Here is a 15,435-nt window from a genome sequence, read left to right as displayed (position 1 = left end):
ACCTTTTCCCCAAATCCAATGCCGAGTTAAAAATGCACAAAGCGAGCAGTATTGCTAACTAAATACGCGACTTGACAAATTTTTCTAACCTATCCATCCCTTTTTCAATCGTCGCCAAATCGGTGGCGTAGGAAAGGCGAATGTTGTCATCGGCGCCAAAGGCAATTCCGGGAATGACTGCAACTTGATGTTCTTGTAGTAAGGCGTCGCAAAATTCCAAGGATTTCAAACCAGTTTTGCTGATGTCGGGGAAGAGATAAAAAGCGCCATCTGGTTTAGCAGTACTCAGTCCAGGAATGGCGTTGAGTCTGTCTAACATTACCTGTCGGCGTTTGGCGAAGGCTTGACGCATTTCTTCTACACAGTCTTGGGGACTTTCCAGCGCGGCGATCGCTCCATATTGAGCAAAGGTACAGACGTTAGATGTACTATGTCCTTGGATGGAACTCGCGGCTTTAATAATTTCCACCGGCCCCGCTAAATAGCCAAGTCTCCACCCAGTCATGGAGTAAGCTTTGGCAAATCCATTACTGATTAAAGTCCGGTCAAAAATTTCCTTCCCTAGAGAACCGATGCTGATATGTTCTGCACCATCGTAGAGAATCTTTTCGTAAATCTCATCAGAGACGACAAAGATATCTGCATCAACTATTACCTCTGCCAATGCTTTAATTTCAGCTGGCGTGTAAACCATCCCCGTGGGATTAGATGGAGAGTTGAGGATAAATAACTTTGTCTTTGGCGTGATGGCTTTACGCAGTTGTTCGGGAGTAATTTTATAGCCTGTGGTTGCATCTGTGGGGACAATTACCGAAACTCCACCGACTAAGGTCACCATTTCCGGATAACTTAGCCAGTACGGTGCAGGGATGATAACTTCATCACCTGGATCGATTAACGCCACTATTAAATTGTAGAGAGAATGTTTACCGCCATTGGTGACGATGACATTCTCTGACTTATAATCAAGACCGTTATCAGTTTTAAGCTTACGGGCGATCGCTTCCCTTAACTTTGGTTCTCCGGCCGCTGCACCGTACTTGGTTTTACCTTCATCCAAAGCTTTTGCTGCTGCGGCTTTGATATGCGCTGGGGTATCAAAATCTGGTTCTCCAGCGCTGAAACTACAAACATCTATTCCCTCTGCCTTCAGTGCCTTAGCCTTGGCTGCGATCGCTAAGGTTAATGAAGGTGTTACCTGACTTACTCTTGCTGCCAGCTTCATTCTTACTTTATTTTTTGGCAAATCTTTCACTTATTTAAGGATATCCCAGAATCCCCACCCAGATTTGCCTTTTCAAAATTCCTTCGCTTCGAGTATCTGTGCAAAAATTCTAAAACTCTTTTTTACTTTGCTCCCCCTGCCTTTCCCCCTGTAGCTACCATCACCCCCCAAAAAATTCCCAAACGAACTTTAGTTGCACGAGAAACTACGAAATTGGCAGAAGTCAGGAAATGATGAAATTCATTTTGGGTGTAACACTGCTGGTGTGCTGGGTCAAAAATCTTCAGTATAATATCCAAAATTTGACAAAATAAATAATCTTTACACCAATCTAAAATTACGACTTTGCCATTAGGTTTGAGTACACGCTGCATCTCTATTAATGCTGCCAATGGTTCGCCAAAGTAATGGAATGAACTTGCAGATACAATGACATCAAAAGTATCGTTAGCAAATGGTAACGCTGACGCACTAGCAGTCTGAAATGAAGCCTGCGGATAAACGCTACATTTTTCCTCAGCAATTGCTAGCATCTCCTCTGAAATATCTACTCCGACAATTTTTAGGGTTGGATAATCAGTTAATAGCAATCGTTCAAATTCACCTGTTCCACAAGCAACATCAAGTACAGTATCTTCTGGTGATATTTTTGCCCAGGCTTTGAGAAAAGAAAGTGTATTAGAAATGTATTTTTTCCAACGGCGATCGTAGACAGATGCTAAACGGTCGTATTGTTGGCGAACTGTGGTTTCAATCATACCATAGCACTCTTCTTCATAAATTACACTGCATACAACTTTTTCCAAATGTCTTCTACTAATGGAACATTTTTATTGAGGAATATCAGCTTTATTGGTTAGCTAGTTAATTATAAATCAAAGTTAAAAATTGCTATTTAAATAAGCTAAAAAGCTTTAAAACTAACGGTTTTAGACTAATTTATTTTTATTTAAATAGTTTTTTTTAATTATGCCAACTTACTTAAATATACTGCGATCGCTTTGCTAGCTAAAGCTGAAACTACTCCAAATGTCAAGATAAATTTATCATTTGTATAGTCAAATTGGCTGAATTAGCAACCAGCGATCGCTCTTTAAATGTAATAACTATAATTCAACAGATGCTCTGACCTTTTCAACACAGTAATTTTATTTTGACTTTTGCCTTCCAGCCTCATCATTCAACAATTGTAGATAGTTGCTTTTCAAAATAAGCCCGGTAGAGTTCGCAGCGCGGTACAATGCGATCGCCCTGGTAGCGGATCAACCCCAAGCTTTCAAGCTTATGAGCATCAATGGGATTGAGAAAAATGTTTTGCTTTTTGGTTACAACTTCAGCGTATGCCTTGGCTAAATGAGGTTTTTCTTGGAGAATTGACCAGTGTCGCCATAAATGATAGCGGTAGATGCCGCCATTAGCGATCGCCTCTTCTATGAGATTTTTTAAGGTGATTCCTTGACAGCATAGATAATACAGACCAATCCGAATCAGTGCTGGATGTCCCCCCACCAGTGACATCAGTTGGCTAACCTCCTTACCAGAAGACCAGTTGAACCCATGCCGTTGGGCTAAGTATTCTACTTGTTCTTTATTAAATTCACTTAAACGAATAGGCAGCCCTAAATTCAATGGTGAGTGGTTGATATCTTGCCATACATATACTTCCGTGGAGTAAACCACCACTAACCTTAATTTCTGCAAGTTAGTATCTTGTCGTGCTGCTTCATACCAAGAGCGGAAGCAAGCAAACAACTCCTGAGCAACTTCAGGATGTTCAAAAAAGCTGTCAACGTCATTTAACACAAAAACTATTGGACTTTCACTCTGCTTGAGCAAATAAGATTTCAAGTACAAGATGTAACTAAACTTGCATCCAATTTCCTCATTCCAATTATCATCCAACTTCGAGTCAATACCTAATTCTGTTGCAAGTCGCCAGCAAAGGCAACGCAAAAGCTTGTTTAAGTCTGTCAGACAGCTGGCATCGATTTGGTTACAATTCAAGTTTACCGTGCGATAACCTTGCATCTTTGCAAAAGCTAACAACCGCAGCACCAGAGAGCTTTTACCCATCTCTCTTGGTGCTCGAATCCAGATCACAGAGCCTGGTTGAGTGACTTCTCGATAAACTAGCTCCTCAATGGGGGGGCGATCGACGTAAAAGGGCGAATCTAGAGCTACTGGACCATCTGGGTATGACCAAAGATTTTCCAATTGCTCGTGGTCTTGGGTAACAAATGAGTCTAAATATAAAGACTCGGAAAAATTTACTTCTTCTGTATCTAGACTCATTGAGAAACTTTGAGTGTTTTCACTATTATTCGGTTCACTTAAGATTGTATAGTCTTCACTGTGTAATTCTAGGTTAAAGGCACTAAAGCACAGTTTTAGGGTTTTTTGATCCACGCCTGTATTCAACGACCATAATCGGCTGAGAGTTTTGGTAGAAACATTCATCCGAACCCGTAGTTGTTCTAGAGTAAAGCGATCGCCCTTGTTTTGTGCCTTTTCTACAGCTAAAATCGCCGCTTGTAAGCGCTGCAACCCAGCAGGAGTTAGCACAAGTCCTCGCTTTCGCGTGCCCTTAAATTGTTTCATATAGCTAACTATTAATTTACTTTTTTGTTAAATGCCTTCAGTGCTTCTTTTATTGTTTCATGTTTTTAAACGCTTACTCAACTGTTATTAGAATGTTACTTAATACTTAATTTTTAGTAAAAAAAGCTACCCTAATTTTTACTGAGGCTGCCAAGTAAATGGGTGCAAATAAACATAACTATTAATTATCTTTACAGGAATTCGCGATCCTTATAGTACTTGTTTTCTACTTAAGTTCTCAGATCGTGTGGAAAAATTAATGCGAAAATATCCTTTATTTACTACCTAAAAATAAAAACTAAAAGCGTCTGGCTTTTAGAAAAGACGTTTTCTAAATTAAAGTAAAAAATAAAGTGCCATAACTGACGCTGTGCGTAGCAAATTTTTAAGTTAGGGCTACAGTTAACTCGTAGATTAGGCGCTGAAGTTTTTTAAAAGGTATCATTTACTACTTTTTATTTAAGAAGAATCAGCTTTATATAACAATACCTTCGCCATTTTTTTTGTAGGTTGGGTTTCGCTTCGCTTAACCAACCTACAAATCAAGACATTTTTCGATTTGGCAAAGGTATTGTATAAATAAGTTTATTGATGCTCAACTTGTTAGGATATTATCTAAAGTTATTTAAGTAACTTATTTGGTATTAATATAAATTTTGGAGTGCAGATACATCGAACAAAATTGAGAAAAAGCAACAGCAGATCTAATTTCCTAACTGCTTCCGTATTAGGATATTCATTGTCAAATCTTTAGTTATAAATGTAACATGCATAAGGGGACAACGATGCTGTCCCCTTAGCAATATCGTGTATTCTATCGAACTAAAAAACTGTAGATATAGCAGTTTTCACACAGTATTTAGCGTTCAACTTGCTTACTTAGAAAGATCTTTGCCAGCCTGTGCTGCGCTGTCCCTTACATCGCGGGCAGTTTCCTTAGCGCCTTCTACGTAACCGGAGCCGAATTGTTTAAAGGCTTCTGCTGACTGTTGTCCAATTCTTCCAAGCCGTTCACCAGGAGAACCTTCCGTTTCACGAGCTTCTCGATTCCACTGGCCTGTTGTTTTTGGTCTTTGAGCATCATCTTGCTCTACCTGTTGACGAACTCTCTGGCCTAAGTCTTGGTTACTGTACCCAGAATTAATATTCGTCGTCAGCACTAGAAAACCAACTAAGACAACAGCTAAAAAACGTTTTACCTGAAGTCCTTTAAGCAGGGAACTGATATGACCAATTGCGTTAGAAATCAAATTTGTCATGGGAATTAGGTTGCTTTTTTGATTACAAATAAAGATTAACGATAAAAATTTAATTATCCTTCTAACAAAAGGCATATCTCATTTATGAAAAATCAAAACTTTTTAAATCCTGGGGAAGAGGTGATTTTTTAAATACGATGATTTGATGCCCCATTGTCAATATAGTTAGTAATTAAATCAACACAGCCATAGCAATGCTATTTGATTTTATTCAAATTACAAGACTAAGATACCCGCCTTCTTAAAGAAGTTGGGTATCTCATTGTTCAGAAATGATTAACTAGCGGTATATGCTCAAAGGAAGAACAATAATTTATGATTCTGAAAACAAACAATATCTTCTGTTTTTCCTTTAGCGATCAAATAATTACTAATTCGTAATTCCAGGTTACAAGCTCCTAACTTTAGTTTTGGTTCAAGCTCCTGGCTTTAGACATGGGGTGATAATTACGAATTACTTTGACAACTTTTTGCTAAATTTATCGAAAATACTCTTCAAGCTTGCTAAGTCAAGAATCTACCACAAAAGAAAGTCTGATAGTGGGAGGGGACAATAACCACCATAACTTAGCAATGGGTCAAATTAACAAAAATTATGTGGAAATACGCCAATTTGCGAAGCCAAACCATATTTACATAACTCATGCTTGAGATTTCTTACTATGCCAAATGTAGCACCCAATACAATTTTAGTGCTACATTTGGCTTTTAATACAAGATATAGTCTAAAAAAACATGTGTCTTTAGATATAGAAATTATCTATCTTCAGGCATACAATTTTAATGTATAAATAATCTCTTCTCAAAAACGCATAATTACTGAAGAGTTACTAATAGCAATCAAAAGTCACACTACTTTTAGGCTATCTGCACATTAGTCAACATTTTTCTCAACACGATAACTGCTTCAGGTGAAAAGCCAAAGGATGAAATACTGGGTCGCAAAATTAGTAATCTTTTTAGTTTTACTGTGCAACTTGTTGCTAGTGACGGATTATGCAGCAGCTAACCAACTTGAAAATATTGATGTGCAGCCATTCAATGCACTCCCAATAATTGAAAACTTAGCAAGCGCTGACAATAATTTTGGGAATATTAGAAAAGAAGATTTTCTGCGATTTATTGAAATAGTCAAAAGGTCAGATAAACTAGAGGGACTCTTCACAGTTTATTGCAACAATGACTCAGGTAAAATTTACTTAGAAATTAAACCAGAGCAGTTAAATAAAAACTATTTAGCCACAGTGACATTAGAATCTGGCGTTGGTGAAAATGGAATTTATAGTGGATTACCACTTGCGGATTTTCTGTTTTATTTCCGACGAATAAACAATAAATTGCATTTTGTTGTGCGAAATGTAAAATTCCGTACAGAAAGTATATCAGAACAGCGATCGCTTGCTCGGTCATTTAGCGATTCAGTTCTTTATTCACTGCCAATAGATGGTATTCATCCGTTTAGTAAAAACATTTTGATTGACCTAGATAACCTGTTAATGCAGGACTTTCCGGGATTAGCTCCTCTATTAAAATACTCTTTGCAGGCTGATTATTACTTGGAACCAAGCAAATCTTATTTTGGCGATGTTAACAGCTTACCGGAAAACATAGAGATTGATTCGATTTACGGTTTTTCCTCGCGAGAAGGAGCAGATTTAGTTAGCGTACCCGATAGCAGGGCGCTGACTCTCAAGGTACACTATAGTTTTTCTCAGCTAAGAGAAAACAACGGTTATATTCCCAGACTTGCCGATGACAGAGTAGGATATTTTATTACTGCCTTCCAAAATTTCTCTAACAATAACTCTCAAGAAGAATTTGTACGTTACATTAATCGTTGGCATTTAGAACCATCCGACCCCAACGCTGCTTTATCTCCACCCAAAAAACCAATTGTATTTTGGATTGAAAATGCTGTACCACTAGAGTATCGGGATGCGATTCGTGAGGGCGTCTTGATGTGGAACAAAGCATTTGAAAAAGCTGGATTCCAAAATGCCATTGAAGTACAACAAATGCCAGATGATGCTGATTGGCAACCAGCAGATGTCCGCTACAATACTATTCGCTGGTTCAATTCTCTGGATGGAGGTTTTGCGAGAGGGCCGGCCCGCGTCAACCCACTCACCGGAGAAATATTGGATGCAGATATTATCGTGGACGCCAATATGGTGCGCTCAATTCGCCAAACATATTACACCTACGTGGAGTCAAACAATAAGGAATTTGGCAATAAAAACATTACTTTAGCCTCCGAATGCACTGATGGAGGCTTACGTGAGAAACATCGGGAGTGGGGAAAGAAGGTGATGGGTGGTGGTTCCCAGTGGGACATTGCTAACTCTCAAGTGTTGACTTCAGAAAAGAATTCTGATGTCTGCTATGGTATGGGGTCTCTAAATCAGGCAACTATGGGGGCGTTGGCATTGTCAATTTTGCAAAACGCTACACCGAGTAGTGAAGCCATGCAAGAATATGTGCATGAATATTTGCGTTCTCTGATTGCTCATGAAGTCGGGCATACTCTTGGTTTACGCCATAACTTTCATGGCAGCGCTATGTTAACACCTCAAGAGTTAAATAACACTGAAGTTACTCACGCTAAAGGTTTAGTCGGTTCGGTGATGGACTACCTACCCGTGAATGTTGCGCCACAGGGAGTACAGCAAGGTGATTATTTTCCGGAAATCGTGGGGCCATATGACGAATGGGCAATAGAGTATGGTTATAAAATCAACCCATGGCCAAAAATTGAGCCAATGATTCCAGAAATGGAAAAAACTTTTTTGGAAAAGATTGCCTTGGCTTCACCGCAACCAGAATTATCTTACGCAACAGATGAAGATATCTCAGATATCAATCCCTTAGCAAATATTTGGGATATGAGTAATGATGTGCTAGTTTATTCCCAGTGGCAAATGGATAATGCCCGCGTTATGTTGCAGCGCCTCGAAAAGGGTTATCTATCACCAGGAGAAAGTTACAGTAACCTGCGCGTCTTATTCGATAGAGTACTTGGATATTATTTTAGTAATGCTAAATTGCTCTCTCAATACATTGCTGGGCAATCTTTTCGGCGTCTCCATGCTGGTGATAATACTTCCTGGGCATTTGTACCAGTTTCATTATTAAAACAACGTCAAGCGTTGACTAAATTACAAGAATATGTATTTAGTGAAAATGCTTTTAATTTTTCAGCACAACTATTAAATCAGTTAGCGCCATCGCGTTGGCGACATTGGGGGAGTTTTGCACCGAATTATCGCCTCGATTATCCGATTCACGATCGCATTTTGAGTTTCCAAAGTGCGATCATGCGATCGCTATTAGATGGCGATCGCTTAAATCGTTTACAAGATATAGAATTAAAAACCCAGCCTGGGGAAGCACTCTCGATTCCGGAATTGTTCGACACCCTGCAAACAAGCATCTGGACAGAAGTTTTAACCCCTGGAGAATTCCAGCCGATTTCTAGTATCCGGCGTTCATTGCAACAAGAATATCTGAATATTTTACTAGGGATGATGTTGCATACTATTGATGCGCCTGAAGATGGTCGGACACTGGCGTGGTATGAATTGCGGCAACTGCAAAAAGCCATAGATGTCAGACTTGAACAACTAGGTGAAAACATTGATATTTATACCTTAGCCCACTTACAAGTTTCTGGCGATCGCATCAGTAAAGCATTGAAGTCATTAGTTATTAGTCATTAGTCATTAGTTATTTCTCCCTCTACCTCCCCTGCCCCCCTGCCTCTACTCCCCAATCCCCAGTTACCCAAGATATCGCTGCAATAGACCAACAATCGCTTCTGGCATTTCCAAATGAGGTAAGACTCCAGCATCTGCGATCGTATAAAACTTTTGAATTGCATTTGGATTTAAATTTGCTAATCGTCGTCCTAAATTTATGTTAGTAAATTGTGCTTTTTCTCCCCAAAATATCACCGTGGGAATTGTTAGCTGTTGAATATATAAACTCAAATCAAAATAAAGGTCACCGCGCAAAAATGCCAAAGCGGCAAACTTAGCATTAGGTTGTTGGGCAGAAGTTAAATAAGCTTCTACCATTTCTTGGGATACTCGTTGTGATTTGGCAAAGAGAAAACTTTGTAAAAAGTTTCGGACTGCGATTTCATTTTCTGCACCAAGACTATAAATAAAATCATTTAGGACAGGTGTATTGATTATTGAAAGCGGAAGTCTGCGTCCACTGCCTTGCCCAAAATCATTAAATCCAGAGGGACAGACCAAAAATAATCTTTGGAATAAATTTGGTTGGGTAATAGCTAGCCGGATAGCAAAAGCCGCTGTTAGGGACGAGGCTACTACTGTGACTGGTGGGTGACAGGTTTGGATGATAAACTCAGCGATCGCGCTCAGATAATCCCTAATTTGATAATCTCTGATAGGATGAGCCGATTCTCCCCAGCCGATTAAATCGGGCGCTAAAATTTGATAATTCGAGGCAAAAGCCGGGTAAACTTTAGACCATTCATATGCAGATGCGCCACCACCAAAGTTATGCATAAATAGAAGTGGCGGTAAATTCTCAGTGTCAGCAAGTCCCCAAGGTGCATTCGTTTGGGTGTAATAAACCATTGCCCCCAAGGATGTATGGATGACTTTATGTCCAAAGCCAGGAGGTTGAAACTTAAGCATAAAATTAAAAAATTGAGTTTTATGGGTTCGTTGATAATTCATAATTCATAAATCACAATTTAGCACCCAATAATCAAAAATTAGAACTTGGTATGATTGGTATATTGATTAATCAAATATTATTCTGATTTTTTAATGATTTTGGCTGGGGAATTATGACTGCTGAATTCTTAGATTTCTTCTTGCTTTTGTCCACTATCTCCTGTAATTTGAACAAGTTGATGTAGGTGATCACCGTTAATGCGATAAGCTGCCCCAAAACCAACTACAAAACGACCTTCGCAGGGAGTTAGCTGGAAAATCCGAAAATCAGACAAGCCTCGCAAAACTTCTATAATTTGACCAAATCGCCCTTGAAATTGGTCAACAATTTGATTCCACTTGTCAGTTTCACGCTCTATTAAAGTTGCCGTACAATCAAAATTCAAACGGCTACGAGCAAAAATTTGGTTACTTTTGGTTTCATCCTCAATAAACAAAACACAAACATGAGGATTGGCATGGAGATTTTTGGTATGAGTCGCCAGACCACTGACATAAATGTAGATATTCTTAGCATCATCCATCACAAAGGGAGCATAACTAGCATTAGGTATTCCCTCTGCGCTAATGGTGCTAATAATTATACTTTCAAATTGTTCGGGAAACTTTTCGTACTCAGCTTGAATGTTTTCTAGTTGACTCATAAGTAAATTACCGTTTAATGAGTAACAATTAATTCTGTATTCTAACGTGCTTGATGCATGTCTACGACGGGCTACGCCTACGGGTGGAATGCCAAATATTTGGCTTAATTGTAGCTAGTCCCAAAGTTATAGGGTTAATTAATAGACCTCTTGCATAAATCAAAAATAAAGAACCCCACCCCGCCGCCCGCCAACTCGGTTTCCGAACTATTCCTCAAGCACAACGTGCCTTATCCAACCAACTCCAAAAAGTTTTTTCTCTGTTTGTATGAAACCACCCTGCCAACCCGCCTGCGGGGAGGGGAGACAAAGCGTAGCTTTGGCGGGGTGGGGTTCTTATATTTTTGATTAATGCAAGAGGTCTATTACTCGTAGTAACAACCTCAACCGCGCAAGTAGGCTGAACAAAGTTTCTTGCTGAATGCTTCATCCTCCTTTGTAATTCAAGGAAAGCGTTAGGTGTAAATTTACACCTAATTTTTTTACACAAAAGAGCAAAATCTTTTTTTATAGTCTTGTAACATCTGACAAAAAATTACTTGTGGCGTTCCATGGAGTTTTCAAGACTCAAGCAAAGGGATCGCCGTCGATAGTCAAGATTTACACGGCAGCAAGAAGCTAAGCCATCATCTTAATATTAAAAACAGCAGCGATCGCTATTTCCCAACCCTTAAATAAAAATACTTGTTTTGTATGACCATCGAACGCGTTCGGCAAAAACACTATCCCAAGGCTGATATTGGCCGACGAGGTATGGCATTGGGGTTAGATTTCTTTGTTGTCTGGTTAATCAGTTCTTTGCTAGGAAGCGGCAATATTGGTATTCAATTTGCTCAAATACTAGTTTTTGTGATGTTTTGGCTGATTTTGCGGGTGGCGGTGGCATACAACAATCAAGGACAAAGTTTAGGGCGTTGGGCGTTCGATTTAAAGGTACTGGAAGTCAAAAATGGGGAAATAATCGGCAGAATCCCAGATTTACAAGCGCTAGTGAAGCGAGAAGCAATTCTTGGATTGGGTGCGCTTTTCGTGTCAATTGCCTTAGGCAATATTAGAGCCAATCCCACTGCTATACTGCTAATGTTTCCTTTAGCAATTGATTGTGGTACTGCCTTATCTGATGCCCAGATGCGGCAGACTTTACACGATCGCTTTTGCGGAACTTTTATCGTCTCTTCCCGTCGTGGCTACTCGCTGGATATCAAAATCAAAAAATTAGTTGAAAATATCCGCCGGAATGTGAGAAGATAGTCATTTGTGTTAATTCTCTTCAGGCTTTACTGTTTGTAAGATTATGGCTAAGAGTAAAGGTGCCCGCATCATCGTGACATTAGAATGTACCGAGTGTCGGACAAATCCAGAAAAGCGTTCTGCTGGTGTATCCCGTTATACCAGTACAAAGAATCGCCGCAACACCACCAACAGGCTAGAACTGAAAAAGTTCTGCACTCACTGTAATAAACATACTGTTCACAAGGAAATTAAGTAGAAATGAGCTATTTCCGTCGTCGCCTTTCTCCGATCAAGCCAGGAGAACCAATAGATTATAAAGATGTTGATTTGTTGCGTAAGTTTATCACCGAGCGGGGCAAGATACTGCCACGGCGGATTACAGGGCTTACGTCTCAGCAACAGCGAGAGTTGACATTAGCAATTAAGCGATCGCGGATTGTGGCTTTGTTGCCATTTATCAACGCGGAAGGCTAAAACAATTTTGGATTTTAGATTTTGGATTATCGAGAAAAGCTGTATCTCAAGAAATATTTAGCTTAGTCTTGTGTGAGTCCAAAATCTCCAATCTGAAAAAGAGAGTGTAAAATAAATTGCTGCATGAAAAGTTATTGGGTTTAGGATTTAATAACTCTCGGTTATAAAATCCAAAATCCAAAATCGAAAATTCAAAATCTAAAATTACTAGAGTGCGAGAGTTGTGGATAAGGGGACGCTAGTTGAATTTAGGGTTCAAGGCGATCGCCGTCTGGGCGTCGTAGAACGTCCAGACGGTAAAACCCGCTGGTTTGTGGTAGACGAACGCGGTCAATCCCACAGCCTCGCGCCTAGACAAGTAACCTATACAGTTAACAAAGAGACTTATAAGCCCTCGGATATTCCCAGGTTTCTAGAGGAGGTCAAGCCTTATTTAGATCCATCTAGCTTAGAAGTAGCTTGGGAATTATTGGTTGAAGGTGGGGAAACAATCACTCCGCAGGAAATGGCGAATCTGCTATTTTCTCAATCGGGTGCGCCCCATTGCTACGCTGCCCATTGCCTGTTATCAGACGACAAACTGTATTTCAAGCAAAAAGGAGACGCTTACGAAGCCCGAACTGCTGCTCAGGTTGCAGAACGCAAGCACCAGATAGAAGTAGAGGCACTCAAAGCTAAGGGACAGCAGGAATTTTTAGCTCGTGTAGAGCAGGCGCTCAAAGGTGAAGCAGTAGAGTGGCAGCGACACGATCGCCAGCGCTTGGAAGGAATAGAAAAATACGCAGCGCTGCTTGCTGACACCGTGCGGATGGGGGTAAATTATGACACCCTGGGTCGTGCCTATCCTCCCTCAGCCCCAGTATTAGAAACCATGACCTTGCTGGGACGCCCCACAACACCCCAAGGAGCCTTTCAACTATTGGTAGATTTGGCTTGGTGGAGTCCTCATGAAAACTTGTTCCTGCGTCGTTCTTCAATTCCGATTCAGTTTCCTCATAAGGTATTAGAAGTGGCGCAACAACGTTTGGATTTCCCACCAATTGACTCAGATACCAACCGCTTAGATCTGACTCACCTGAAGGTATACACCATTGATGATGAAACTACCACAGAAATCGACGACGGTTTGAGTTGGGAAGTACTCTCCGATGGACGAGAACGCCTGTGGGTACATATCGCCGATCCCACGAGATGGTTAGTTCCGGAAGATGAATTAGATTTAGAAGCCAGAAAACGAGGTAGTACAGTCTATTTACCTACGGGGATGATTCCCATGTTTCCAGAAATCTTGGCAACGGGGCCAATGAGTCTGGTACAGGGGCGGGTTTGTTGCGCCCTCAGTTTCGGAGTTGTTTTAGGGACAACTGGAGCAGTAGAAGATTACAGCATTCATACCAGCTTAATTAAGCCGACTTATCGCCTCACCTACGAAGATGTAGATGAAATGCTGCAATTAGGGGTACAAGCAGAACCAGAAATTGAAGCGATCGCCACTTGGGCAACCCGACGCAAAACTTGGCGTTATGCCCAAGGAGCAATTAGCATCACAATGCCTGAGGCGACGATCAAAGTCAAAGGTGACGAAATCAATATTGACATTTTGGACGATTCCCCTTCTCGTCAACTCGTAGCAGAAATGATGATTCTTGCTGGTGAAGTTGCTGCCCGTTACGGTCAAAGACATAACATCCCCTTACCCTTTCGCGGTCAGCCCCAACCGGAATTACCTCCAGACGAAGAATTGCTCCAGCTACCAGCCGGATTCGTCCGCGCCTGCGCCATGCGGCGTTGTATGCCCAAAAGTGAAATGAGCATTACGCCTTTGCGTCATGCTGGTTTGGGTTTGGATACCTACACCCAAGCAACTTCTCCCATCCGCCGCTACAGCGACTTGCTGACTCACTTCCAACTCAAAGCCCACTTGCGGGGTGAAGTTTTGCCATTTTCCGCCGAACAACTCAAAGAAGTAATGATGACAGTCACTACCATCACCCAAGAAGTGACGATGGTAGAACGGCAAACTAATAGATATTATGCTTTAGAATATTTGCGCCGTCATCCAGAACAAATTTGGGATGTGACAGTATTAATGTGGCTGCGGGAAGACAGCAACTTAGCCCTAATTTTGTTAGAAGATTTGGGCTTGCAGTTACCAATGTCTTTCAAACGTTCTGTGAATTTGGGCGAACAGATATTAGTGAAAGTTGCCCACGCTGACCCGCAAAAAGATATGATCCAGTTTCAGGAAATAATTTATCAAGAAGCCCAGTCGGCAACAAATTAACCTGGCTCTAACTCCATGTGCATTTCATGTTAGCGATCCGCTTTCTCTACCCAAAATGTCAAATAATAATAATAAAATAATCATTTTTGATACCACTATGCGTGATGGAGAATTAACGCTTGGCGTCAAAATGAATTTGCAAGAAAAAATTACAATCTCCCAATTGCTCGAAGAAATGGGAGTAGATATTATTGAAGTTGGTTATCCAGGAAGTTCTCAAAAAGATTTTGATGAAGTTTTTCAGGTTTCTCAAATAATTAAAAATTCTACTATTTGTGGGCTAGCGAGTTCCAATCCAAATGAAATAATGGCTCTTGCTGAAGCAATTAAACCAGCTATCAGAGGTAGAATTCACACTTATACTCCGGTAAATCTGAAAACTCAATCTAAATTAAGCAAAGAAGAAGTATTAGCAACAATCAAAGATAGTGTATCTCTAGCACGCAATTACTGTGATGATGTAGAATGGAGTGCTTTTGACGCTCCTCGAAGTGAGCCAGATTTTTTGTGTAAATCTATTGAAACTGCAATCAACAGTGATGCCACAACTGTTAGCATTCCTGATAGTTTAGGTTTGGCATCACCAGAAGAGTTTTCCCAACTTCTGCAAATGATTTTTAATCGAGTTCCCAATATTAATGAAGTTGTAGTTTCAGTACACTGTCATGATGATTTGGGCATGGCGGTAGATAATTCACTCATTGCTTTAAATTGTGGCGTGAGGCAAATTGAATGTGCAATTAATGGTTTGGGTGCAAGAAAAGGTAACGCAGATTTGGCGAAAGTTGTAACAGAGGTTTTAAAACAAAGCAAGTATCAACTTGAAATTAATACTTGGCTAATGAGTAAAGCAGCAGAGCTTATTTTTAAAGTAACTGGGATTGGAAAGGCAAAATCGCTAATATAAGTAGATATAAATAAACATATAGCCGTAGTCACACAGGTTAGGACATTTTGAAAGCATGGAAGCTAGGAATAGTAATACTTTTACCTCCTGCCTCCTGCCTTCTGC

Annotated in this window: 12 protein-coding genes; 6 read left to right on the top strand and 6 right to left on the bottom strand. The window is 40.3% G+C overall.

Going from position 1 to position 15,435, the window contains the following annotated elements; genetic code table 11:
- Window positions 1–58 precede the first annotated feature (58 nt).
- The 4 genes from ACM0OY_RS21535 to ACM0OY_RS21520 form a co-directional block, all read right to left on the bottom strand.
- A complete protein-coding gene (locus tag ACM0OY_RS21535) occupies window positions 59–1,225 on the bottom strand; it encodes a pyridoxal phosphate-dependent aminotransferase (protein ID WP_414570882.1) in 1,167 nt (388 codons plus the stop codon).
- A gap of 122 nt (window positions 1,226–1,347) precedes the next feature.
- Entirely contained in the window at window positions 1,348–1,983 is a 636-nt protein-coding gene (locus ACM0OY_RS21530; protein WP_414570881.1) for a class I SAM-dependent methyltransferase, read from the bottom strand.
- Window positions 1,984–2,401: 418 nt separating this feature from the next.
- Complete coding sequence (locus tag ACM0OY_RS21525; protein WP_414570880.1) at window positions 2,402–3,823, bottom strand: AAA-like domain-containing protein; 1,422 nt, start codon at window positions 3,821–3,823, stop codon at window positions 2,402–2,404.
- Window positions 3,824–4,698: 875 nt separating this feature from the next.
- Window positions 4,699–5,082 carry a hypothetical protein gene (locus ACM0OY_RS21520; protein WP_414570879.1) on the bottom strand — a complete coding sequence of 128 codons (384 nt, stop codon included), beginning with the start codon at window positions 5,080–5,082 and terminating at the stop codon, window positions 4,699–4,701.
- 926 nt (window positions 5,083–6,008) lie between these two features.
- Here ACM0OY_RS21520 and ACM0OY_RS21515 point away from each other — a divergent pair.
- On the top strand, window positions 6,009–8,798 hold the full coding sequence (locus ACM0OY_RS21515; protein ID WP_414570878.1) for a zinc-dependent metalloprotease: 2,790 nt from the start codon (window positions 6,009–6,011) through the stop codon (window positions 8,796–8,798).
- Window positions 8,799–8,858: 60 nt separating this feature from the next.
- Here the strand turns inward: ACM0OY_RS21515 and ACM0OY_RS21510 are convergent, their stop codons facing one another.
- Entirely contained in the window at window positions 8,859–9,746 is an 888-nt protein-coding gene (locus ACM0OY_RS21510) for an alpha/beta fold hydrolase (RefSeq protein WP_414570877.1), read from the bottom strand.
- A 170-nt stretch (window positions 9,747–9,916) separates the two neighbouring features.
- Entirely contained in the window at window positions 9,917–10,432 is a 516-nt protein-coding gene (locus ACM0OY_RS21505; protein ID WP_414570876.1) for a HugZ family protein, read from the bottom strand.
- Window positions 10,433–11,125: 693 nt separating this feature from the next.
- On the opposite strand from ACM0OY_RS21505, the gene ACM0OY_RS21500 reads away from it, so the two are divergent.
- From ACM0OY_RS21500 to ACM0OY_RS21480, 5 genes are all read left to right on the top strand, one after another.
- Window positions 11,126–11,683 carry an RDD family protein gene (locus ACM0OY_RS21500; RefSeq protein ID WP_414570875.1) on the top strand — a complete coding sequence of 186 codons (558 nt, stop codon included), beginning with the start codon at window positions 11,126–11,128 and terminating at the stop codon, window positions 11,681–11,683.
- 43 nt (window positions 11,684–11,726) lie between these two features.
- Entirely contained in the window at window positions 11,727–11,921 is a 195-nt protein-coding gene (rpmG, locus tag ACM0OY_RS21495; RefSeq protein ID WP_073639643.1) for a 50S ribosomal protein L33, read from the top strand.
- Between the two features lie 2 nt (window positions 11,922–11,923).
- Window positions 11,924–12,139 (top strand): 30S ribosomal protein S18, encoded by a 216-nt coding sequence (gene rpsR, locus ACM0OY_RS21490; protein ID WP_073639644.1) that lies wholly within the window; start codon window positions 11,924–11,926, stop codon window positions 12,137–12,139.
- Between the two features lie 223 nt (window positions 12,140–12,362).
- Window positions 12,363–14,423 (top strand): ribonuclease catalytic domain-containing protein, encoded by a 2,061-nt coding sequence (locus ACM0OY_RS21485; RefSeq protein ID WP_414570874.1) that lies wholly within the window; start codon window positions 12,363–12,365, stop codon window positions 14,421–14,423.
- A gap of 55 nt (window positions 14,424–14,478) precedes the next feature.
- Window positions 14,479–15,330: a 2-isopropylmalate synthase gene (locus ACM0OY_RS21480; protein WP_414570873.1), complete on the top strand. Its 852-nt coding sequence runs from the start codon at window positions 14,479–14,481 to the stop codon at window positions 15,328–15,330.
- Window positions 15,331–15,435 lie beyond the last annotated feature (105 nt).

The sequence above is a fragment of the Nostoc sp. CCY 9925 genome (assembly GCF_963920935.1).
Classification (GTDB): Bacteria; Cyanobacteriota; Cyanobacteriia; order Cyanobacteriales; family Nostocaceae; genus Nostoc.
Note: the sequence above shows the minus strand (reverse complement) of the source record. Positions and strands in the feature narration are given on the sequence as shown.

What these genes read in the sequence shown, in the direction of transcription:
- ACM0OY_RS21535 (WP_414570882.1), bottom strand. Translation starts at nt 1,225, where the DNA reads ATGAAGCTGGCAGCAAGAGTAAGTCAGGTAACACCTTCATTAACCTTA.
- ACM0OY_RS21530 (WP_414570881.1), bottom strand. Translation starts at nt 1,983, where the DNA reads ATGATTGAAACCACAGTTCGCCAACAATACGACCGTTTAGCATCTGTC.
- ACM0OY_RS21525 (WP_414570880.1), bottom strand. Translation starts at nt 3,823, where the DNA reads ATGAAACAATTTAAGGGCACGCGAAAGCGAGGACTTGTGCTAACTCCT.
- ACM0OY_RS21520 (WP_414570879.1), bottom strand. Translation starts at nt 5,082, where the DNA reads ATGACAAATTTGATTTCTAACGCAATTGGTCATATCAGTTCCCTGCTT.
- ACM0OY_RS21515 (WP_414570878.1), top strand. Translation starts at nt 6,009, where the DNA reads ATGAAATACTGGGTCGCAAAATTAGTAATCTTTTTAGTTTTACTGTGC.
- ACM0OY_RS21510 (WP_414570877.1), bottom strand. Translation starts at nt 9,746, where the DNA reads ATGCTTAAGTTTCAACCTCCTGGCTTTGGACATAAAGTCATCCATACA.
- ACM0OY_RS21505 (WP_414570876.1), bottom strand. Translation starts at nt 10,432, where the DNA reads ATGAGTCAACTAGAAAACATTCAAGCTGAGTACGAAAAGTTTCCCGAA.
- ACM0OY_RS21500 (WP_414570875.1), top strand. Translation starts at nt 11,126, where the DNA reads ATGACCATCGAACGCGTTCGGCAAAAACACTATCCCAAGGCTGATATT.
- rpmG (WP_073639643.1), top strand. Translation starts at nt 11,727, where the DNA reads ATGGCTAAGAGTAAAGGTGCCCGCATCATCGTGACATTAGAATGTACC.
- rpsR (WP_073639644.1), top strand. Translation starts at nt 11,924, where the DNA reads ATGAGCTATTTCCGTCGTCGCCTTTCTCCGATCAAGCCAGGAGAACCA.
- ACM0OY_RS21480 (WP_414570873.1), top strand. Translation starts at nt 14,479, where the DNA reads ATGTCAAATAATAATAATAAAATAATCATTTTTGATACCACTATGCGT.